Source organism: Luteimonas notoginsengisoli, from assembly GCF_042648885.1.
GTDB lineage: Bacteria > Pseudomonadota > Gammaproteobacteria > Xanthomonadales > Xanthomonadaceae > Luteimonas > Luteimonas notoginsengisoli.
In genome coordinates, this window is sequence record NZ_JBHRYF010000001.1 from 973,221 (window position 1) to 993,901 (window position 20,681).

Consider the following 20,681-nt stretch of genomic DNA (forward strand, 5'->3'; position numbering starts at 1 on the left):
GGCCGGTGGTTCCTAGCCGCCCAAGCCGGACGCGCGGCACGCCGCCGCTTGATCCCGACGTGTGGCCCGACTCGAGGCGCTTGTTCAGCGTTGCCTAGGGCAGCCCCCAATTGCGTCGCGCCTGGATCGCCGGCAAGGTCGACCGAGCCTGACTCCAGGCCGGCCGTCATGGCCGTCGACACGAGGAACGGAAAGCAATGGTCGTGATGATGCGCGATGGCGGGGGCTCGGTCCCGCAACAGCCGACGGTTCCACCGCCGCCACCAACGCCTGCCAACCTCGGCCGGGCCGACGCGCAGGCCGCCAATGCTTCGGTCGCCGCGATGACGCCGCAGCAGCAGGCGCAGCTGACGGGCGATGTCCAGGCCCTGCCGGTGGCCGAGCGCAACGAGCTCATCAACCAGCTCGCCACGGTGCTGGAGCCGGCGCAGCTGCGGCAGCTCGAGCCGGTGTTCGGCAGCGACGTCGTGCGCGAAGCGGTGGAGACGCGTGCCGGCGTGGTGGTGCGCGAGGAGTACGCGGCGCTGACCGGGTCCGGCGCGCCGTCGTCGAGGCCCGCGCAGCGATCCGGGCTGGACGACGGCGAACAGGCATCGCGGGCGCAGGAAGACTACGCGGACAACGTCGCCAACTCGGGCATCCTCGCAACGCTGCAGCTGTCCGACCTGATGCTCGAACATGCCGGCGACCCCGCCTACCTGTCCGAACTGGTGCGGTTGGCGAAGGATGACGGCACCCTGGGCGCGGTGGTCGATGCGCCCTATGGCGGGCTCTACCAGAAGGAAGGCGACACCTACACCTGGGATACGCCTGGCAACGATGGCGACGCGCGGCGCGAGGTCTTCGCCACCGCGATCGCCACGGCCATCGATCGCGGTGCGATCAGCGAAACCGACCTGCGCGCCCTGGCCGTGGACAGCGGAGGCTGGCAGGACGTGGCCGGGCGCATCGACGTGGCGCAGGTGGGCGCGACGGACACGACGCGGGCCACCGCCACCTCGCTCGACGACCTGCTCGGTGCGCAGGACGGCGCGCAGGAGGACGTTGACCGCCTCGACGAAGACCTGGGTGGTCTGCTTGCGCAGGCCGGGCCGATGACGCCGGAGCAGCAGGCGGCGTTCATCGAGGCGTTCCGCAACGATCCCGAACACAAGCCGACTTACGACACGCTGATCGAAAGCAGCCAGGCGCTGTCGGACTACATGTCGACGCATCGCAACGAGGTGCTCGACGCGGCCGTCCGCGATCCGGCGGTCGCAGGCCAGGTCAACGAGGCCATCGCCACCCTGGCCCGCAACGGCCACGGCGTCGAGGCGATGACGCTGCTGGCGCAGATCCAGCGGGTCCCCGATTCGGCGCTGGCCGGCGTGTTCGCCGGCTTCGACCTGTCCGGCGAGGTGCTGACCGACGCCGCTTCGTCGGCGATGTCCGAACTGCTGGCCGCCAACGACGGCAGCGTGAGCCAGGCACAGGCGCAGTTCACTACCCTGATGTCCGCGTTCGGGCAGGGCGTCCCGGCGTGGGGCGGCTACAAGGACTTCAGCGACGGGCAGAAGCTGCTCAACGATCTGGCCGGCGGCAACTACAGCGCGCTCGATCGCTACAAGCTGCAGTGGGACAGCTCGAGCCCGCTCTTCCGCGCCTTCGCCGCGGCGGGCGTGGTCGCCGGCGCGGTGTCGGCGGCCAATGCCGGCAACAGCGAGGAATACCTGCTTGCGATCGGCGGGCTGGCGCAGTCGGGCGAGAACGGCGCGCGGCTGCTGGCCGGTGCAATGGACGCGCTTGCCGAAAGCGGCCGCCTGGCGCAGTACTCGGGTACGTTCGCCGGTGCCGCCGGTTTCGCCGCGCGTCTGGCGCCTGCGCTGGGCCTGATCGCCAGCAGCGCTTCACTGGTCAACAGCATCCAGGAAGCATCCGACGGCAACGTCGGCTACGCCATCGCCGCGTTCGGCGACGTGCTCGGCGTGCTCGGCAGCGCGCTGGAGTTCACGCCGGTGGCGCCGGCCGGTTTCATCGTGTCGGGCATCGGCGCGATCATTTCCGGCGTCGGCTCGTTCGTCGGCGAACTCATCAACGGCAACGAACGCCGCGAGCAGATCGAGGGATACCTGGTCGAGGCCGGGGTGGATCCGCAGATCGCCGACGAGATGGCCAGCCGCGGTTCGGACCTGTTCGACATGGCCGAAACCCTGGACATGTCGGCCGAGGACATCCAGGCGCTGCTGGTGGCGCATCCCGAGGTCGCGCTGTCGGCCGGGCACGTGGGCATCATCACCCGCGCCGCCGAGGCCTGCGGCCTGCAGGGCAGCGAGGTGTTGGGCTTCGTCGACAAGTTGGCCGGCGACAACGCCGATTTCGCGTGGGACCTGTTCGGGATCGTCTCGGCCCTGCCCACGTCCGACACGCAGGCGCAGGCGTTCCTGCGCAGCTACATCGAGAACAACTACGACTCCGCCATCGAATACGCGCAGGCGCAGTCGCCGGAGCTGTTCGGCGCGGCCGCGGAGGAACGCGAGGCCGCGGTGCGCGACTACGAGAGCGACGGGTTCACGCCGAGCTACGCGCTCGCGCTGGGCAATCGCCTGATCGACAACACAGACCCGGCGTATCGCGCCGAGATGATCGGCCGGCTGGCCGCGGACGGCCGGCTGGAGGTGTTCGCGGAGGAACTCGGACCGTACGGCGGGGACTGGGCGGAGGCGTCGCGCGCGGCCATTTCCGACGCGGTCGCGGCCGGGACGATCACGCAGGAACAGGCGGACGCGGCGCTCGGGCATTTCTGATGCGCGGCGGGTGAGGGTGGCGCCGCCGCGCGGCGGGGAGCCGTCGCGATCAGTCGCGATCGGGCGCGCCGAGCGGGAACAGGCTCCGGTAAGGCCGTGCTTCGTCGACCGCGCGCGCAAACGAGGGGCGTGCCAGCAGCCGCTTGCGGTAGGCGATCACGTTGCCGAACGCCGCGTCGATGCGATGCGTCCAGTCGGCATAAAACAGAAACGGTGCGGCGCCGCAGTCGGCAAGGCTGAAGCGGTCGCCCGCCGCCCACTCGCGGCCCGCCATCACGCGGTCGAGCCAGCGGTAGGCGATGTCGAGCATCGCCCTCGCGTCCTCCACGCCGCGGATATCGCGCTCGGCCTCAGGCCGCAGGCTGTCGAACACGATCTTCTGCTGCGGGGTGGACACGTAGTTGTCGAAGAAGCGATCCATGGCCCGCACGTCGAGCGCGGCGCGCGGATCCTGCGGAACCAGGGTCACCGGCCCCGGATGGTGCAGGCCGAGGTGCTCGATGATGATGCTGGCCTCGGGGATGCTCCGGCCAGCATCGACCAGCACGGGGAATTTCCGCAGCGGCCACAGCGCGGCGAACTCGGCCAGCACCTGCGGGTGCTCCGCGGACAGCAGGCGGCATTCGAAGGGCGTGTCGTTTTCGTAGAGGGCCACCAGAACTTTCTGGCAGTAGGAGGAGAAGGGGTGGGCGTAGAGCCGCAGGGGCTGGGCGCTTTGGGTCATGGCGTGGCTCCGGTTGCGACGGCGCGGGCAGCGCCGCCTCTCGATCCATCGACGAACCGAAAGCGCGGGAATCGACATCGATACTGGCAACATCGGCGTCCGCACGCTCGGCGAATGCGGGCCTCTGGCGGCATCGCGGATGTCGCGGCAGGCGTGAGCATGGACGGAAGGCCGCGACCGGTCGCGCGCACGGTCGTCGTTTAACCGTCAACCAACGCCATCGCGTGCACCATCGGATTGCATCACAGGGGCAAGAGATGACCTATCGGCTCTACTACTGGCCCGGCATCCAGGGGCGCGGCGAGTTCGTCCGCCTGCTGCTGGAGGAAGCCGGCGCGGCATACATCGACGTCGGCAACGACGAGGAAGCGGGCGGGCTGGAAGCGGTGCAGGCGCTGCTGGCCGCGCCCGATGCGGTACATCCGCCGTTCGCGCCGCCGGTGCTGGTCAGTGGCAAGGTCGTGGTGGCGCAGGTGGCCGCGATCCTGCAGTTCCTCGGCCCGCGGCTCGGCCTGGTGGCCTGCGACGCCAACGCCGCGCTGTGGACGCACCAGCTGCAGCTGACCATCGCCGACATCGTCGCCGAGGCGCACGACACGCACCATCCGGTGGATGGCGGCGACTGGTACCGCAACCAGAAGCCGGAGGCGCTGCGGCGCGCGCGGGCGTTCCGCGAGGCGCGGATGCCGAAATTCCTGGGCTGGTTCGAGCAGGTGCTGGCGCGCAACCCCAAAGGACCGGAGCATCTGGTCGGCGCCCGGCTGTCGTACGCGGACCTGTCGCTGTTCCAGCTGGTGGAAGGGCTGCGTTACGCCTTTCCGAGGGCGATGGGCGGACTGGAGCGCGACATTCCCGGCGTCATCGCGCTGGCCCAGCGCGTCGCCGCGCGGCCGAAGGTGTCTGCCTACCTCGCTTCACCGCGACGCCTGCCGTTCAACGAGGAAGGAATCTTCCGCCACTATCCGGAGCTTGATGGCTGAGTGCCGGGGTCAGCGCGCCGCTTCGCACGTGCCGTCGCGCACCGGGGCCGTGGCAGACGGGTCGGCGCCATCGTCGCGGATCGGCGTGGCCACGCGGTTACGGCCCGCGTCCTTGGCGTTGTAGAGCGCGGTGTCGGCCGCGACCATCCAGCGGCGCAGCGACATGCCGGCGCTTGCCGTGGCGACGCCCAGGCTTACTGTGCAGTGCAGGCCGGGCGCGGCGACGAACGACAGTGCGCCGACCTGGCGGCGGATCGATTCGGCGATCGCCAGCGCCCGCGGCTCGTCGACTTCCAGCGCCAGCGCGAATTCATCGCCGCCGTAGCGCACGGCGTGGCCGTGGTCGCCGATGCAGTCGCGCAGCACGGCGGCGACCCCGCGCAGCACGTCGTCGCCCACGGCATGCCCGCGCCCGTCGTTGGCGGCCTTGAAACTGTCGATGTCGACCATGACAAGCGTGGCCGGGCCGAGCCCCGTGTGCCGCCGCTCCAGCACGCGCTGCGCGTGTTCTTCCCATTGGCGGCGGTTGTCGAGCCCCGTCAGCGGATCGGTGCGGCTGAGTTCGTCCAGGCGCTGGTTCTGGTAATGCACGCGACGCACGAGGCGATAGCCGTTGAGGCTGACCGCGACCGTGTGGATGAGCAGGATCGGCATGCAGGCGATGATCACCGGCATGCTGGTCGCCGGTGCGAACGCGAATCCGGTCAGCACGCCGCCGAGCACGATGGCCCCGAGCATCCCCGGCAGCGACCTCAGCCACAGGCCGCGGATGCCGGTATTGATCTTGTCGACCACGGCGAGCGTCGCGATCAGCGCGCTGGGCAGCAGGTTGAAGTGCATCAGCGGCACCCACAGGCCGGCGATGGCGGAATCGATCAGCAGGTTCTGGCGCTCGGTGCGGTCCGGATCGCGGCTGCGCCACGAACGCCACAGCGCCAGCTGCGGCCACAGCAGGCCGGTGAACAGCAGCAGGACCCACGAAGCGATGCTGTCCTGCTGCTGCGCGAGCACGACGCCGACCGGCAGCGACGACAGCGCCATGCCGAGGATGCGGAAGGGATACACCGTGCGATACAGCGGCTGGCGGGGCCGGCGAAGGCTGCGTGGCGCACTGCTGTGGTCTTGTGGATTCCCGCTGGCCCGCGTCATGCAGGTCACGCCCCGAATTGCAGTCCGGCCATCATAGCCATGCGACGGCTCCGCTGCCGGGCGCCCGGCCGGGAATATTTCCTGTGCTGGCAAGCCGGCTGACGGACGGACACGCACGGGATCGGTCGGGGACTTGACCCGGATCAGCGACGCCACGCGCGGGCTTCCGCACGATAGGGAGCATCACCGGAGGCCTTCCATGGAATTCCATGTCCAGTTGAATGCGGCGCGCCCCGACCTCGACAGGTTCGACGACGCCATCCGCGACGTCGACCCCGCCGCGGTGTTCGACGTCGATGCGAGCGGAGCGGTGCTGCGCGTGGCCGCGGCGGTGCAGGCCTCGGAGCTGGTCGCGCTGCTGGCGCAAGCCGGGTATCCGGTCGCCGCCGCGCAGGTCAGGCAGCTGCCGTCGATCTGCTGCGGGGGTTGCAGCGGCTGAGGGCCATCGCGACGGGCTCCGCTTCCGTCGAGGGCTACTGCGTGGGCACGATCGGCGGTGCAGGGGGCGCAGCGCTGGCGGGGAGGCGCCCCAGATCGAGGCCGCCGCTGTCGCGGTGCAGCCGTCGCAGCCGTTCGCCGAGCAGGGTGACGTTCGCTTCGATCGCGGCCAGCCTGGCCTGCTGTTGCGTGGGCAGCAGTGAGCGCGCTTCGCTACGCAGGCGTTGGTCGTGTTCGCGCAGCTGCTCCGCCCGGCGCACAGCTTGCGTTGCCAGCGTTTCGCGCTCCGCGCGCTGCGGCAGTCCGTAGCCGTCGGACAGCAGCTGCGCCGGATGGCTGAACACCCCTTCGAGCGCCAATATCGCGCGCAGCCGTGCGCGCGCCGCGTCGCCAGCTTCATTTCCGTTCCGGTCGCGATCGCCTGTCGCGTGGCGTCCCAGCAGGCGCTTGAGCGCGTCGCGCGCCCGCAGTTCCTCGCGGCGCTGCGCGGCCTGTTCCAGCAGCAGCAGCGCGGCGCTCGTGCGCAGGTCACCGCGCTCGAGCCAGGGCGCGCGGTCGGCGGGGGGCAGGTCGAGCCAGCCCTCGACGCTGGGCTGGGGCAGTCGCAGTGCACCCCGGGCGACGTCGAACATCGCCTGGTAGTGCGCGTTGGCCGAGGCGAAGCGATAGCCCAGGCGCAGGGCGGCGTCCGGATCGTCCAGGACCGACGCATCGGCGACGCCGGCGCGCTCGAGTCGTCGCAGCAGGCTGGTCGGGGTGATGCTGGAAAGAGGCTGCGCGGCAAGCCGCGGGATGCCGTCGTGCAGCAGTTTCCAGGTCTCCACCGCGCAATTGTTGGTGAGGAAGTAGTAGCGGCCGTCGTAGCTCCAGTGCACGCGCGCGGCGCGTTCGAGCAATGCGGCGATCTCGTCCTCGCTCAACCGCAGGGGAATCGACTGCAGGCCGCGCAGCTGCACCTTCGTGTATTCGTCCACCACCTGCTGCAGCGGCAGCAAGAACAGCCGCGACGGATACGAGCCGGTCAGGCCACGCCAGCTCGACACCTGCACGTCGTCCACGAAGGCGCGGAACGAGAGCACCCGATGGTAATGCAGGTCGAGCCGGCACTCCGGTCCGCGCGGTCGCTCCGGGGCGCACACCACCAGGCGCAGCATGCCGTGGCCCCAGCGGCTCATCGCCTCGTCGTTGCCTTCGGCCAGCAGGTAGTCGACCGCGTAAACGCGTGCTGGGTCGAGTTCGAGCAGCGGCTTCTGGCCCGCGTCGGCATCCGGCTGCAGGTAGGGCAGGCCGGCTGCGCAATCGGCGTGTGGCGGGGCGTCGCCGAAACGGTCGGCGAAGTAGCGGTACAGCGCCGGCCGGCGACAGGCATAGGCCGGGTCGAGCACGAAATACTCCAGGTTCACCGCGACGAATTCGGCGGGGCTTTCGAGCTCATATCGGTCCGGGCTGCGGTCGGTGAATGCATTGCGCGAGGTGCGCAGCCCGAGCCGCAGCGGGGCGACTTGCCAACCCGCCAGGTCGAGCAGTCGCGGATCGCGCGACATACGCCCAGCCGGCGAACGGTCGAGGAAGTGCGCGAGCTCGTGGACGACGGCCGCCAGCGCCGCGCGGGTCGCCGGATCGTCGCCGGCGGCATCGGCGGGCCGCGCCATCCAGTCGTCGAGCAGGGCGCGGCGCAGCAGCAACCGGTCGCCGCGCGCGCGACCGTGGACGGCAGGCGGAAGGTCCTGGCGCCATTCGACCGGGATGCGGCGGTCGACCGCTTCGATCCAGGCGCGAGGCAGGCGCCCCAACGCGCCATCGATCACCTGCCGCGAGGCGATTGCCTGCTCCGGCGACAGCGCGTCGTCCTGGAGGTCGAGCCGCAGGGAAGCCTGCGACGGCAGTGCGCAGGCAAGCAGGCTGGCTGCCCACCAGCGCAGCGGGGGCCGGCGTTGCCGGGTCCGCGGTCGCGATGCGCTTGGATGGGTTGCGAGGATTCGGACAGCAAGCGCCGGCGGCGCCATGGCTTACCGGGCCAGGATGGCCTGCGCGAGTTCCATGTCGCTGGCCTGGCGCGCCGCGGCGCTGTCTTCGCGCAGGTGCTGCATCGCCGCTTCAAGCACTACGCCGCGGATGCGACCGTCGCTGGCAACGAAGCCTGCCGCATCGTCGCGCGCCTGGAGCACGATCTTGTCGTCGCCGGACGAACTGCCGGAAGAGCCGGAAGACCCCGCCGACGAAGCCCCGGCCGAGCTGCCGGCGAAGCTGCCCGCCACGGCCGGCGCGATGGAAAACGCCGCCAGGGCGCAGAGCAGGAGCAGTCGGTTCATGGTTCGGAATCCCGGAATAGGCGCGGGAATAGTACCGGCCCTGCGCAGCCCGTGCACGATCGACGGGAGCTTGAAATCGTTCATCGCCGCTTCGATATGGTGGAACTCCCCTCGAATGGGCATGCAGGAGGCGACATGGCAACCGGTTGGGCAGGCGACGGCGCAGTGCAGGACCAGATCGATGCCACCGTCAAGGACGCGATCAAGCGGGTGCGCAGCCAGCTGTCGCAGGGGCCGGGGCTGAGCCACTGCGAGGAATGCGATGCGGCCATTCCGGAGGCGCGGCGCAAGGCCGTGCCCGGCGTGCGTCTGTGCGTGGCTTGCCAGGAGGCGCGTGACGCCGAAAACAGCGCCGCCGCCAGCGGCTACAACCGTCGCGGCAGCAAGGACAGCCAGCTGCGCTGAAGCGCTGCGGCACGATCGATCCTGGAGCAGGCATGCCGCCGCTGTCGCCACCGATCAATGCAGACCCGCGCCCCATCGCGCCGGAGAAACCCTTCCCCTGCGATTGCTGCGAAAGCGGCTGCGATCGCTGCGTGTTCGAGATCTATGCCGAGGAGATGGCCGGATACGAGCAGCGGCTGGCCGCTTGGCGGGAACGCAACCCGGGGGTCGATCCGAAATAGGTGCGAAGGGTGTTGTCATCGCGTCGACGATCTCGCCGGGCAAATCGCACGGCCGCTGTCATTGGTGTCGCGAACCTGGGTATCACAGCGTGCGGGTCGGGTTTTATTCAAAGCCCGCAAGGCCGGCCGCGCCTCACCCCGCAGCGGGCTCGTCCACCTTCTTGAGCACACGGGTCACGCCCAGCACTTCCACGTGGCCTCCGGCCTTCTCGAAATCCGCCAGGTCGGCGGAGATCCGGTCGCTGGTCAGGCGCTTCTGCATGTTGCCGTCCGCGGCGTCGCGTGGGGTGCGGCGGATGCGCGCCTTGGGATCTTGCTTGGGGGTGGCCATGCCGAATGCCTGCTCCGGTAGAGATGCGCGCTGGATGCGCCATGTGGAAACGCGTCGTGGTTCCGCTGCCGAAGGGCGCGCTCGACCGCTCGATCCTGCGCGCGGCTGCGTTACCGAGGTGTTATTCGTCCCGAAGCGTGAGCGGGATTCCACGCAGCATCTGGTCGCGGTAATTGGCGCGTTCGTCGCGGCAGTAGGGGCTGCCCATGGCGAACTTGCGGCAGATGGCCGGACGCTGTTCGTAGATCGAGCAGCACATGCGGCCGTGGTCGACGGCGACGCACCAGCCTTCTTCGTCGCGCGCCATTACTTCCAGTCCATGCGACGTATGCGTGGTGAGGTGGCGCGGGATGCTGTCTTCCGGCATCACCACCACCGTCAGGCGGCAGCAGACCGCATCGCAGCTGGTGCACGACACCGACGGGTCGACGCTTTCCGCGTAGGCATCTTCGGAGACGAGCGGGAACGCGGTCACGTTGCGCTCCGCGCGTGGGCAGCGGCGGTCCGCGAGTAGCTGAGCAGTCGTCCGCGGTACGGCGGCAAGTCGTCGGCGTTCATCCGGCAACGCTGTTCGGCAAGCACATAGCCCTGCGTCGTCAGCGCGCGCGTGAACGGTGCGCTGTTGCCGCGTCCCGGGTCGGTGATCAACACCTCTGACACGCTGTGCGCGTGCCGCGGCAGCAGCGCCGAGAGACGCACGGCGTGGTCGCGTTCGTAGAGGATGTCGCTGCCGATGATCAGGTCGAAGCGGCCGAGGGTTTCGTTCGGCGTATCCCAGCGCAGCGTGCGGTAGGGCACTGCGGGCATATCGTTCAGCGCGGCATTGTAGGACAGGAACGCTTCGGCCAGCGGATGGTAGTCGCTGGCGACGACGTCCGCGCCGCGATGCCGCAGTACCAGGCTGGCAAGTCCCAGCCCGCAGCCCAGTTCCAAGACGCGTTTGCCCGCGACATCGTGCGTGGCCATCGCTTCGGCCAGCAGCCGGCCGGCGGGCCAGACGTGGCCAAACAGGCTCCATTGGGCCGACGAGATGCCGAGCCTTTGGGCGTTGTGGTCGGGATCGGCGAACTGCTGGAGGTCCACGAGCGACCGGATGCGGTAGTCGTGGTCGCCGAGACGGAGGGTGCGGATATGGGTGTCATAGCCCGGCATGGGCGCTCCCGGACAAGCGTCATCCCCGCAAGGGGATGCGGACGCGGAGAAAGGAGCGAGACGGCGACGGGAATCGGTCGGGCGCAGCGCGCGAAACAACCTGGAACCGCAACCATGCTACCCCATCGGCCTGAAGGCGGCTTGACCGCTGCGTGCAGCGTGCGATGAGAGCTGCGCATCGCGAGGTGAATGCGCGACAGCTGGGCACGCGATGAACACGCATCGTGCGCAGCTTTCGCTGGCGGCGTTGCTGCCGCTCTCTGCGATCACGCCCGGCATCGCCGCTTGCGCGGGCTTTGCCTCGCTCGCCTAAGATGGAGTGACAGCGCCCATTCCCCGCAGCCATGCCGCACGCGACTCCCCTGGTCCTCCCCGAGACCCAGCTAGCCGAACTGGCGACCGCGTACGCCACGCCGCCGCGGGCGTACCACGACTTCGGCCACGTGCGCGAAGTGCTCCGCCACCATGCCGATGTCGCCTCAGGTCCGGGCTGGGCGCAGCCGGAGGAAACCCGCCTGGCCGTGCTCTACCACGACGCGATCTACGAAGCGGGTCGCAGCGACAATGAAACGCGCTCGGCGGAGATGGCCGTTGCCGCGATCGCGCGCTGGCTGCCCGCGGCCGGCATCGACGCCGCACGCGTCGCCGAGCTGATCGAGCTCACCGCCCGACATGGCGAGCTCGTTCCCGAAGCCTTCGGGAGCGGCGCCATCGCCGCTGACACCCGCCATTTCCTCGACTGCGACATGGCGATCCTCGGCGCCGAACCCGACGTGTTCGACGCCTACGATCGCGCCATCGCCGCGGAGTACCGCGGCAAGGTGCCGTCGTGGCTGTTCCGGCTCAACCGCCGTCGTTTCCTCAAGTCCGTGCTCGGCAAGCCGCGGATCTATCTCAGCGCGTACTTCCACGAACGCTACGACGCGCGGGCACGCGCCAACCTTCGTCGCGCCGTCAACGAGAAGCGCTGACGATGCTCGGCGAACCCGACGTCGACTTGCACACGTCGCGCCTGCACCTGCGCGCCCTTTCGTCGTCCGATGAGCTGTTGTATTGCGGCCTCTACACCGATCCGCATGTGATGCGCCACGTCGCCGCACCGTTGTCGCCCGAGGCCGCAAAACGCGCATTCAGCGCCGTGCTGGAGCAACTCGCTGCCGATCCGCCCAAGGCGCGCTACTGGGTCTTGGGTTCGCATGAGGGGCTGGGCGACCTGGGCCTGATGGCCTGGGTGCCGGATCCGGGCGACGCGGGGTCGGCTGAGGTTGGCGTGGTGCTGGCAGCGCCTGCCGCGTGCCGGGGCTATGCCGCCGAAGCCATCGCCGCGCTGGCCAACGCGGTCTTCTCCTGGCCTGCCGCGCGCCGGCTGTGGACACGCCACGCCCGCGACAACGGGCCTGCGGTCGGCCTGATGCGAAAACTCGGCTTCCTGCCCCTGGTCGCCGATGGCCCGTCGTCGGAACTGCGCTGGCACCTGGAGCGGGACGCGTGGCTGGATCGGTGCGCGCCGGCTTTTGCATCCCACCCGGGCAACTGCTAGATTCCAGCCGGTTACCGGGGGACGGTATGGCGGCAGGGAAGGGAAGCTTGTCCTGCGTGGGCGTGGGCATGATGCTCGGCGCCCATATCGGCCCGCGCGCGCGCGCCACCATCGAGCAGGCCGACGTCGTGTTCGGCGCGGTCTCCGATCCGCTGGTCGAACTGTGGCTGCAGCAGATGCACGGCGACGTGCGCAGCCTGCAGCCGTATTACGCGGAAGGGAAATCCAGGCACGACACCTATCGCGAGATGATCGAGGCGATGCTGGCCGAGGTGCGTGCCGGCCGGCAGGTCTGTGGCGCGTTCTACGGTCATCCCGGGGTGTTTGCGCGCGTGCCGCACAAGGCCATCGCGCAGGCGCGCGCCGAGGGATTCGAGGCGCACATGGAGCCCGGGGTGTCTGCCGAGGACTGCCTGTACGCGGATCTGGGGATCGATCCGGGCGATGTCGGCTGCCAGCACTACGAGGCCAGCCAGTTCCTCTTCTATCGTCGCCGCGTCGACCCGTCCGCGTACCTGGTGCTCTGGCAGGTGGGCGTGGTGGGCGATCGCACGGTGACGCGCTTCAACACCGGGCCGGCCTACCGCCGGCTGCTGGTCGAGCGCCTTGCCGAGGACTATCCCGCCGGACACGTCGTGACCCTCTATGAGGCCGCGACGGTGGCGATTGCTGCACCACGGATGGAACAACTGCCGCTGTCGCGACTGGCAGAGGCCGACTTGCGCATGCAAACCACGATGGTGGTCCCGCCGGCCGTCGCACTGCGGCGGGACGAAGCGATGATGGAGAAGATCCGCCGCCTGGACGATGGAGTCCAGGCCCGGGTCGAACGCGCCCGGACAGGAGAAGAAGATGCTGCATCCGATGACCACGTCGACACGCCGCGGGGTGATGCCGCCATCCCGCCGCACCTGCCATCCCGCGCGGCAGCCGACCGGCATGCCGGAGACCATTCGATCGCTTGAGCAGTTGGGCCGGGCCCCGGTCCTCCTGCGGATCCCGGGGGAGAGGGCCCAGGCTTCCGGCGCTGCTGCACCGGCGTCCCCGGCGCTTGTGCGTGAGGTGGAGGCGTTGCGCCATTCCGAAGGCGCGCCTGGACCGATGCGTTGCCTGATCGCCACGCCCGATTGATCCGTTTCGCCAAGCGTTCCACCACCACGAGGGGAAAGATCCATGACCGAAGCAATCAGCTTTCTGGAGAAGCTGGGTTCGAATCCGGCACTCGTTCGCCCGGGATTCGCCGCCCAGGAGGATGCGCTGGACGCGCTGGCTTGCCGGAAACAGCAGCGCGCGCTGCTCGATCGGGACGTGCAGGCGTTGACCGTGCTCCTGGAAGGTCGCGCCAGCATGGCCATGGCGATCGCAACGCCGGACAACGGCGATGAACCGCAGCAAGCGCCGGAGCGCCATGGCGACGAGCCTGCGGAACCCGAAGAGTTCCCACCGGAAAGAAACAGGCCCGACTAGGTCCTGGCTGGAGGACGCATGTTCGCATCCAGATGCTGCGCGGTACTGGTGATGCTCCTGCTTGGCCTGTCGACGGCCAATGCAGCGCAGCGGACCGACTTCGCCCAGGCCTTGCGGGAAGCCGATGCGATCCGGACGTCCGATGCCGCGCGATTCAGCGCGCTGGTCCTCGAACTGAAGACTGTCGAAGAAGAAGCCACCCCCGCGCAGCGCCAGTACCTGCAGCTGCTGGAAGCGTATCGATTGCTCGCACGCGGCCAAGTCTCTGACAGCGTGGGCGTGCTCGACAAGCTCCTGGGCAGCAAGGACATGGAGATTGCCCTGCGCGTGCGGGCTAGCGCTCTGCTCGTCAATACGTATGCGCTGTCGCGCGACTTCACTGCCGGCCTGAAGCAGATCGATCGCACCACGGCCCTGCTCGACCAGGTGAAGGACAAGGCGATCCGCCACCAGGCGATGATCGCGGCCGCGATCCTCTACAACCAGGTCGGGCAGTTCGGCCTGGGGATGCGGAATGCGGAAGCCGTCCAGGAGGACGAACCGGGCAGTCGTTTCCTCTGCATGGCGGCGCAGCTCAAGACGGAAGCCTCCCTGGGGCTGGACAAGACGCTTCCCGACGAGGACTACAACAAGGCCATCCACCTGTGCGAGTCGATCGGCGAACCGATCATGGCCAACCTCACGCGGAGCTACCTGGCCAAGAAGTGGTTTTCCGAAGGCAAGCCAAACGCCGCGATCGAACTGCTGGAAGAGCACCTGGGCGAAGTCGAGGCCACCCGCTATCCCTACCTGATCGGGGAATTCAATTCCCTGATCGCCAAGTTCCGCCTGGCTGGCGGCGACCTGGCCCTGGCCGAGCGCCACGCGCATGCCGCGATCAAGCAGGGCATCGGGTTTCCCAGCACCAAGCCGCTGGTCACCGCTTACCGGGTGCTCTATTCGATTGCCGAAATCCAGGAGAAGCCCTACGACGCGCTGATGTACTACAAGCGCTACGCCGAGGCCGACAAGATCTACCTGGACGAGGTCAAGGCCCGGGAAATGGCCTACCAGCTGGTGCAGCACGAGACGCAGGCGCAGGCCCAGGAAATCGAACTGCTCAACAAGCAGAACGAGGTGCTGCAGTTGCAGCAGCGCGTGAACGAGCAGAAGGCCCAGTCCTCGCGCTTGCTGATCCTGCTCCTGGTCGTGCTGGTCGGTTCGATCAGCTACTGGGCGTTCAAGACCAAGCGCGTGCAGATGTCGCTCAAGCGGATGGCCGAGACCGATGCGCTGACCAGCATCTGCAATCGCCACCATTTCAACCAGCAGTCCACGCACACGCTGGCGCATGCGGCGCGCCAGGGCGAGGATGTCGCGCTGGTGATGTTCGACCTCGACCACTTCAAGTCGATCAACGACCGCTTCGGGCACGATACCGGCGACTGGGTGCTGAAGCGCGTCTCCGAACACTGCCTGGCGTTCTGCCGGCGGGTGGACCACCTGGGACGGATCGGCGGCGAGGAATTCGCGATCCTGCTGTCCGGCTGCGACCTGCGCGGGGCCAAACGCGTCGCCGACGACTGCCGCGTGCGCATCGCGAGCATCGACACCCAGCCCAGCGGCCACAGTTTCCTCATCACCGCCAGTTTCGGCGTGACTGCGTCCTCGTTGTCCGGTTACGACCTGGCCAAGCTGCTCTCGCACGCCGACAAGGCGCTGTACCGCTCCAAGCGCGAGGGCCGGAACCGGGTGTCGACCTTCGATGGCGACGTGCAGCCCTGGACGCAGCTGCAGGTGGTGGCGGCGGGTGATCCGACGGCACACGGAATGGCGACGCCCGAGGTGGCGTCGGATCGACCCTTTCGAAACCTGATCTCCTGATCCCTCCGCGCTGCGATCCTGCCGTCGTCGCGCCCGCCTCGCGGGCGGTGCCGGCGCTATAGAATGGCGCATGGCCAAATTGCTCCTGAACCTGCGCCACGTGTCCGACGACGAGGCAGCGGACGTGCGCGCATTCCTCGAGGCGAATGCGATCGCCTTCTACGAGACCCAACCCAGCCGCTGGGGGATTTCGAACGGCGGCATCTGGGTGGAAGACAACGGCCAGATCGCCGAGGCCAAGCGGCTGATGGCCGATTACCAGAAGCAGCGCCAGGCCCGTGTCCGTGCCGAGCGCGAGCAGGCGGTGCGCGATGGCAGCGCCGAGACCTTCGCCGACATCGTCCGCGAACAGCCGCTGCGGGTGCTGCTGACGTTGCTGGCGATCGTGTTCCTGCTGGCGCTGGTCGCCCTGCCGGTCTGGCTGCTGCACCATTGAGCGGCGCACGGCAAGCCGGGGCTCGCCCGGGTGGGCACCTACTCCATGCGCTGACATAGTCCACGGCCGCATCGCCCGGCAGCGCCGGCGCTGCGCAGCGACGACAGTTGCGATCGGTCGCCGTGGCGGCCCCGTCGCTCCCGCGGTAGTGGCGAAACGAGCCGGCTAACGCCGGATGAACATTCCATGCTTAAGATGACGGGTCTTTTGCCGTCGTGTTCCGGGGATCGAGATCCATGCGTTGTTCCAGTTCCGGTAGCCGCCTTGCGCTGCCATTGTTCGCGGCGGCCGCGCTCCTGCTCGCGGGCTGCTCGCGCAGCGAGCCCGCGTCCACGCCCACCGTCCAGCCGGAGGCGAACACCGCGCCGGCGCCGCCGGCGATCCCGCAGCACGATCCGGCCAGCGCGCCGGTCGAACGCGCGGCTCCGCCGACCCTGCAGGCGGTCGCGCTGGGCGAGTTCGCGGCCAGCAATCCCGCGGCGGAATCGGCCACCGGCACGTTGACCATCGCCGATGGCGAAATCGTCGGCTCGAATGGCGCCAAGTTCACCACCGAGCGCGTGGCCCTGGTCAACGGCGACGACCAGTACACCGCCGGCGCGCGCTTCGCCGACGCGATGATGATCGAGCCGCGCCAGCAGGTGGAGCTGCGTCACGTGGTCGAGGAAACGCCGCCCACCGACGCATCCGGCAACGCCTTCTGCGGCACGCTCAAGACCGGCCACCTGGCGATCGCCAAGGTCATGGACGGCGATGTGGAACAGGTGAAAGTGCTGGCGTTGAGCGGGCAGGGGTTGCCGGCGGCATCGGCGACCGACGTCTCCGCCTGCGCGATGGCGGAATACCGCTCCTTGCCGAAGCAATGACGAAGTGCGCCGGCGCGTGCCGGCGCTTCGCACCGTGACTGCGAATCGCGTGGACGGCCTGGCGGCCAGCCGCCTGCAGCTTCCCGCCGGCCCCTGGGCGACGTTGATCGATGGCCTGTGCGCGCGCTTTCCGGCGGTATCGCGCGAGCAGTGGCATACGCGCTTCGAGCGCGGTCACGTGCAGGACCGCGAAGGCAACCCGCTGCAGCCGATGCAGCCATATCGCGTCGGCCTGGAAGTTCGCTACTTCCGTGAAGTGGTGGACGAAGCGCCGATCCCGTTCCGCGAAGCGGTGCTGCACGCCGACGACGATCTCTGGGTGGTCGACAAGCCGCACTTCCTGCCGGTGGTGCCGGCCGGGCGCCATGTGGCCGAAACGCTGCTGGCGCGCCTGCGGATCGCGTCGGGCAATGCCGACCTGGTGCCGCTGCACCGCATCGACCGCGCTACCGCGGGGCTGGTGCTGTTCTCGGCGCGTCGCGAAACGCGGGCGCGCTACCAGGCGCTGTTCCGCGATCGCGCGATCGGCAAGGTGTACGAAGCGCTGGCACCGGGGCTGCCGGCGCTCGCGTTCCCTGTCATCCGCCGATCGCGGCTCGTGCCTGGCGAGCCCTTCTTCCGCATGCGCGAAGCCGACGGTGAGGCGAACAGCGAGACGCGCGTCGACGTCATCGCGCGCGGCGGCGACCACTGGCGGTACCGGCTGCAGCCCGTGACCGGCAGGAAGCACCAGTTGCGGGTGCACATGGCCGCGCTGGGGGCGCCGATCGCCAATGACACGGTCTATCCGGACCTGGGGATGAACGTCGATCCGCTCGACTATTCGCGTCCGCTGAAACTGCTGGCGCGCCAGCTGTCGTTCGTCGACCCGTTGACCGGACTGCGGCGCGAATTCACCAGCGGGCTTGAGCTCTGAGGCACGGCGCAGGCGATGCATCGCCGTGCACATCGCCGCGAGGCGCTGTCACGTCGTGGCGATTCGCGTGCCCCGCGCAAGCCACGCCACCGCGCCTGCTCCCGCGCGCTTGCCGCTGGCGAAGCAGGCGGTGAGCAAATAGCCGCCGGTCGGCGCTTCCCAGTCGAGCATTTCACCGGCGCAGAACGTGCCCTCCGGCACCGCATGGGCGCGCGGCGCCAGCATCAGCGCGTCATCGAGCGCTTCGAGCCGCACCCCGCCGGCGCTGCTGATCGCCTCGGCGATCGGGCGGGGCGCAGCCAGGACCAGCGGCAATCGCTTGATCGTGGCCGCCAGCGTCGCGGGCTCTTCCATCGCATCGCGGTCGAGCACTTCGCGCAGGAGGCCCGATTTCACGCCGGACAATCCGGCCTGGCGCCGGATGTGTTCAGCGAGGCTGCGGCCGAGCCTTGGCCTGGACAGGGCATCGCGCAGCCGCGCCTGGCCGCGGCCGGGCGCCAGGTCGAGATGGAGCAGGGCGTGGCCGTCGCGCGCGATGGCGTCGCGCAGGTCGGCCGACAGCGCATAGACCAGGCTGCCTTCAATGCCGGTCTGCGTCACCACGCACTCGCCCTGCCGCGTGTGCTCCTGGCCGGCCGCATCGTGCCAATGGGCGATCACCGGCTTCAGCGGCGCGCCGGCATGGCGCTGGGCGAAATGCTCGCTCCAGCCGCTGTCGAAGCCGCAGTTGGCCGGGCGCAGCGGCGCCACATCCACGCCGCGATCGCGCAGCACCTCCTGCCACGCGCCATCCGAGCCGAGCTGTGGCCAGCTGCCGCCGCCGAGCGCGAGCACGCTGGCCCCCGCGTGCATGGTGCGCTCGCCTTCGGGTGTGGCGAAGCGCAGCGCGCCGCGGTCATCCCAGCCCAGCCAGCGATGCTGGACGTGGAAGCGTACGCCCTGGTCGCGCAGGTGGCGCACCCAGCCGCGGAGCAGCGGCGCGGCCTTCAGGTCGGACGGGAACACCCGCCCCGAACTTCCGACGAAGGTCTCCACCCCAAGTCCACGTGCCCATGCACGCACGGCGTCGGCATCGAAGTCGCGCAGCCAGGCCGCGACCTCGCGTTCGCGCTCGCGGTAGCGATGCGCAAACATCGGCATCGGCTCGGAATGGGTGAGGTTGAGCCCGCCCTTGCCGGCAATCAGCACCTTGCGGCCGACCGAGCCCTTGGCGTCGAACAGGTCGACTTCCACCCCGGAGGCCCGCGCGACCTCGGCGGCCATCAGTCCGGCCGGGCCGCCGCCGACCACGGCAAGCGTGCTCACGCGACTTCCCCCGCCGCATGGCCCGACGCCCACGCCCACTGGAAGTTGTAGCCGCCGAGCCAGCCGGTGACGTCGACCACTTCGCCGATGAAGTACAGCCCGGGCACCAGCCTGGACGCCATCGAGCTGGACGACAGCTCGCGCGTGTCGACGCCGCCCAGGGTAACCTCGGCGGTGCGATACCCCTCGGTGCCGCTGGCCGTGATCGGCCAGTGGTGCAGCTGGGCGGCGACGTCGCGCAGCTCGGGATCGTTGTACTGGCGCATCGGGCGATTGGAAAACCACGCCTCGCACAGGCGCTGGGCAAATCGCTTCGGGAGCTGCTCGGACAGTACGGTCTTGAGCTCCGCGGCCGGTCGCGACGCGCGCTGCTCGCGCAGGAAGGCCTCGGCGTCCAGCGATGGCAGCAGGTCCAGGCGCAATGCGTCGCCGGGCTGCCAGTACGAGGACACCTGCAGGATCGACGGCCCGCTCAGGCCACGGTGGGTGATCAGCATGAAGTTGCGGAACGACTGGCCGTTGCTCGTCGCCTCGATCGGCAGCGATACGCCGCTGAGGTCCTGCAGGCGCTCGGAATGAACGCCGCTGAGCGTGAGTGGCACCAGCCCGGCGCGCGTGGGCAGTACCGTGTGACCGAACTGCCGCGCCAACTGGTAGCCAGAACCGCTGGCGCCCATGCTCGGAATCGAAAGCCCGCCGCTGGCCACCACCAGCGACGCCGCGGTGAACGGTCCGCGCGCGGTGCGCAGGGCGAATCCGCCTCCGTCCTGGGCGCGCACGTCCTCGATGCTGCAGCCCGCTTCGATGCGCACCCCGGCCGCCTCGCATTCGTCGAGCAACATGCGCACGATCTGCTTCGAGGACCCGTCGCACAACAGCTGGCCAAGCTCCTTCTCGTGGTAGGCGATGCCGTGGCGCTCGACCATGGCGATGAAATCCGCGGGCGTGTAGCGCGCCAGCGCCGACTTGCAGTAATGCGGATTGGCGGACAGGAAATTCGCCGGCGTGGCGCCCGTATTGGTGAAGTTGCAGCGTCCGCCGCCGGACATCAGGATCTTCTTGCCGACCTTGTTGGCGTGCTCGACCACCAGCACCCGCCGCCCGCGGCGCCCGGCGGTGGAGGCGCACATCAGCCCGGCCGCGCCTGCGCCGATCACGACGACGTCGAAGGCTTCCGCCATCGCGTTCAGTGCGCGCGCGCGGCGGGCGCCATGCGCACGCTGGATTCCACGGTCAGCGCGACGCCTTCGCCGTAAAGCTCGAACTGGCCGTCCTGCACCATGCACTGCAGGCGCATCGTGCGGTTGGCGAGCGCGCCCAGCGCCGCGACCGTGGCGCTGCCGATGTCGAGCACGGTGAGGTTGCCGATGCGGGCCAGCGCGCCGCGGTGCTTGTCCCACCAGATGTCCGAGCCGCGTCCGCCGTAGTTGACCACCACCACCTCGCGTGCGCGGCCGCAGGCCTTGCGGATGCGCGCCTCGTCGGGCTGGCCGAGGTCGATCCACAGGTCGATCTCGCCGCTGAGCGACCTGCGCCACAGGTCCGGTTCGTCGTCGCTGGACAGGCCGCGGCCGAATTCGAGCGCATCGTCGGCGTACAGCGCGAACGCCAGCAGCCGCACCATCAGGCGCTCCTCGGTTTCGGAAGGATGCTGGGCCAGGGTCAGCGCATGGGTGGCGTAGTAGTGCCGGTCCATGTCGCTGATCTGCAGTTCGGCCTTGTAGATGGTGGATTTGAGTGCCATGCGACCCGTGCGAGGCGATTGCCGGCGCCTAGTGTAGGCGTCCGCCGCC

The 20,681-nt window shown here is 69.3% G+C and carries 23 protein-coding genes; 13 read left to right on the forward strand and 10 right to left on the reverse strand.

Annotation, left to right across the window (positions count from 1 at the left end; translation table 11 throughout):
• The first annotated feature begins 197 nt into the window (after window positions 1-197).
• Window positions 198-2,783 (forward strand): hypothetical protein, encoded by a 2,586-nt coding sequence (locus ACFOM9_RS04530; RefSeq protein WP_386706574.1) that lies wholly within the window; start codon window positions 198-200, stop codon window positions 2,781-2,783.
• A gap of 49 nt (window positions 2,784-2,832) precedes the next feature.
• Here the strand turns inward: ACFOM9_RS04530 and ACFOM9_RS04535 are convergent, their stop codons facing one another.
• Window positions 2,833-3,585 carry a glutathione S-transferase family protein gene (locus ACFOM9_RS04535; protein ID WP_449284260.1) on the reverse strand — a complete coding sequence of 251 codons (753 nt, stop codon included), beginning with the start codon at window positions 3,583-3,585 and terminating at the stop codon, window positions 2,833-2,835.
• Between the two features lie 179 nt (window positions 3,586-3,764).
• Between ACFOM9_RS04535 and ACFOM9_RS04540 the strand changes: the two genes are divergently transcribed.
• Window positions 3,765-4,487, forward strand: coding sequence for a glutathione S-transferase (locus tag ACFOM9_RS04540; protein WP_386706576.1), 723 nt, complete (start codon window positions 3,765-3,767; stop codon window positions 4,485-4,487).
• 9 nt (window positions 4,488-4,496) lie between these two features.
• Here the strand turns inward: ACFOM9_RS04540 and ACFOM9_RS04545 are convergent, their stop codons facing one another.
• On the reverse strand, window positions 4,497-5,552 hold the full coding sequence (locus ACFOM9_RS04545; protein ID WP_386706579.1) for a sensor domain-containing diguanylate cyclase: 1,056 nt from the start codon (window positions 5,550-5,552) through the stop codon (window positions 4,497-4,499).
• Between the two features lie 283 nt (window positions 5,553-5,835).
• Here ACFOM9_RS04545 and ACFOM9_RS04550 point away from each other — a divergent pair, with 283 nt between their 5' ends.
• Window positions 5,836-6,075: a hypothetical protein gene (locus ACFOM9_RS04550; protein WP_386706581.1), complete on the forward strand. Its 240-nt coding sequence runs from the start codon at window positions 5,836-5,838 to the stop codon at window positions 6,073-6,075.
• A 34-nt stretch (window positions 6,076-6,109) separates the two neighbouring features.
• Here ACFOM9_RS04550 and ACFOM9_RS04555 read toward each other — a convergent pair whose 3' ends face one another.
• Together ACFOM9_RS04555 and ACFOM9_RS04560 are read right to left on the reverse strand one after the other, a co-directional pair.
• Window positions 6,110-8,080, reverse strand: a complete 1,971-nt coding sequence (locus ACFOM9_RS04555; protein ID WP_386706584.1) for a DUF7844 domain-containing protein — start codon at window positions 8,078-8,080, stop codon at window positions 6,110-6,112.
• Window positions 8,081-8,083: 3 nt separating this feature from the next.
• Entirely contained in the window at window positions 8,084-8,386 is a 303-nt protein-coding gene (locus tag ACFOM9_RS04560) for a DUF2388 domain-containing protein (protein ID WP_386706587.1), read from the reverse strand.
• Window positions 8,387-8,521: 135 nt separating this feature from the next.
• Here ACFOM9_RS04560 and ACFOM9_RS04565 point away from each other — a divergent pair, with 135 nt between their 5' ends.
• Together ACFOM9_RS04565 and ACFOM9_RS04570 are read left to right on the forward strand one after the other, a co-directional pair.
• Entirely contained in the window at window positions 8,522-8,791 is a 270-nt protein-coding gene (locus ACFOM9_RS04565) for a DksA/TraR family C4-type zinc finger protein (protein WP_386706590.1), read from the forward strand.
• Window positions 8,792-8,823: 32 nt separating this feature from the next.
• Window positions 8,824-9,012: an oxidoreductase-like domain-containing protein gene (locus ACFOM9_RS04570; RefSeq protein WP_386706593.1), complete on the forward strand. Its 189-nt coding sequence runs from the start codon at window positions 8,824-8,826 to the stop codon at window positions 9,010-9,012.
• A gap of 133 nt (window positions 9,013-9,145) precedes the next feature.
• Here ACFOM9_RS04570 and ACFOM9_RS04575 read toward each other — a convergent pair whose 3' ends face one another.
• From ACFOM9_RS04575 to ACFOM9_RS04585, 3 genes are all read right to left on the reverse strand, one after another.
• Window positions 9,146-9,343 (reverse strand): hypothetical protein, encoded by a 198-nt coding sequence (locus tag ACFOM9_RS04575; protein ID WP_386706596.1) that lies wholly within the window; start codon window positions 9,341-9,343, stop codon window positions 9,146-9,148.
• Between the two features lie 121 nt (window positions 9,344-9,464).
• Entirely contained in the window at window positions 9,465-9,761 is a 297-nt protein-coding gene (locus ACFOM9_RS04580) for a YkgJ family cysteine cluster protein (protein WP_386707340.1), read from the reverse strand.
• Between the two features lie 53 nt (window positions 9,762-9,814).
• Window positions 9,815-10,495 carry a class I SAM-dependent methyltransferase gene (locus tag ACFOM9_RS04585; protein WP_386706599.1) on the reverse strand — a complete coding sequence of 227 codons (681 nt, stop codon included), beginning with the start codon at window positions 10,493-10,495 and terminating at the stop codon, window positions 9,815-9,817.
• A 344-nt stretch (window positions 10,496-10,839) separates the two neighbouring features.
• Here ACFOM9_RS04585 and ACFOM9_RS04590 point away from each other — a divergent pair, with 344 nt between their 5' ends.
• From ACFOM9_RS04590 to ACFOM9_RS04625, 8 genes are all read left to right on the forward strand, one after another.
• Window positions 10,840-11,466: an HD domain-containing protein gene (locus tag ACFOM9_RS04590; RefSeq protein ID WP_386706602.1), complete on the forward strand. Its 627-nt coding sequence runs from the start codon at window positions 10,840-10,842 to the stop codon at window positions 11,464-11,466.
• A 2-nt stretch (window positions 11,467-11,468) separates the two neighbouring features.
• Window positions 11,469-12,035, forward strand: coding sequence for a GNAT family N-acetyltransferase (locus ACFOM9_RS04595; protein WP_386706605.1), 567 nt, complete (start codon window positions 11,469-11,471; stop codon window positions 12,033-12,035).
• Between the two features lie 56 nt (window positions 12,036-12,091).
• Complete coding sequence (locus ACFOM9_RS04600) at window positions 12,092-13,000, forward strand: SAM-dependent methyltransferase (RefSeq protein ID WP_386707343.1); 909 nt, start codon at window positions 12,092-12,094, stop codon at window positions 12,998-13,000.
• A 208-nt stretch (window positions 13,001-13,208) separates the two neighbouring features.
• The gene (locus ACFOM9_RS04605; RefSeq protein ID WP_386706608.1) at window positions 13,209-13,502 is read left to right on the forward strand and encodes a hypothetical protein; all 294 of its coding nucleotides are present in this window, start codon (window positions 13,209-13,211) and stop codon (window positions 13,500-13,502) included.
• Window positions 13,503-13,520: 18 nt separating this feature from the next.
• Window positions 13,521-15,365 (forward strand): GGDEF domain-containing protein, encoded by a 1,845-nt coding sequence (locus tag ACFOM9_RS04610; RefSeq protein ID WP_386706611.1) that lies wholly within the window; start codon window positions 13,521-13,523, stop codon window positions 15,363-15,365.
• Between the two features lie 70 nt (window positions 15,366-15,435).
• Window positions 15,436-15,801 (forward strand): DUF6164 family protein, encoded by a 366-nt coding sequence (locus ACFOM9_RS04615; RefSeq protein ID WP_386706614.1) that lies wholly within the window; start codon window positions 15,436-15,438, stop codon window positions 15,799-15,801.
• Between the two features lie 236 nt (window positions 15,802-16,037).
• Window positions 16,038-16,667: a hypothetical protein gene (locus tag ACFOM9_RS04620; protein WP_386706617.1), complete on the forward strand. Its 630-nt coding sequence runs from the start codon at window positions 16,038-16,040 to the stop codon at window positions 16,665-16,667.
• A 34-nt stretch (window positions 16,668-16,701) separates the two neighbouring features.
• Window positions 16,702-17,583 (forward strand): pseudouridine synthase, encoded by an 882-nt coding sequence (locus tag ACFOM9_RS04625; RefSeq protein ID WP_386706620.1) that lies wholly within the window; start codon window positions 16,702-16,704, stop codon window positions 17,581-17,583.
• A gap of 48 nt (window positions 17,584-17,631) precedes the next feature.
• Here ACFOM9_RS04625 and ACFOM9_RS04630 read toward each other — a convergent pair whose 3' ends face one another.
• The 3 genes from ACFOM9_RS04630 to ACFOM9_RS04640 are packed head-to-tail and all read right to left on the reverse strand — an operon-like array spanning window position 17,632 to window position 20,632.
• Complete coding sequence (locus ACFOM9_RS04630; RefSeq protein ID WP_386706623.1) at window positions 17,632-18,888, reverse strand: TIGR03862 family flavoprotein; 1,257 nt, start codon at window positions 18,886-18,888, stop codon at window positions 17,632-17,634.
• Window positions 18,885-20,069 (reverse strand): BaiN/RdsA family NAD(P)/FAD-dependent oxidoreductase, encoded by a 1,185-nt coding sequence (locus tag ACFOM9_RS04635; RefSeq protein WP_386706626.1) that lies wholly within the window; start codon window positions 20,067-20,069, stop codon window positions 18,885-18,887. The genes ACFOM9_RS04630 and ACFOM9_RS04635 overlap by 4 nt, the downstream gene beginning before the upstream one ends.
• A 5-nt stretch (window positions 20,070-20,074) precedes the next feature.
• Complete coding sequence (locus ACFOM9_RS04640; RefSeq protein WP_386706628.1) at window positions 20,075-20,632, reverse strand: YaeQ family protein; 558 nt, start codon at window positions 20,630-20,632, stop codon at window positions 20,075-20,077.
• Window positions 20,633-20,681: the final 49 nt, after the last annotated feature.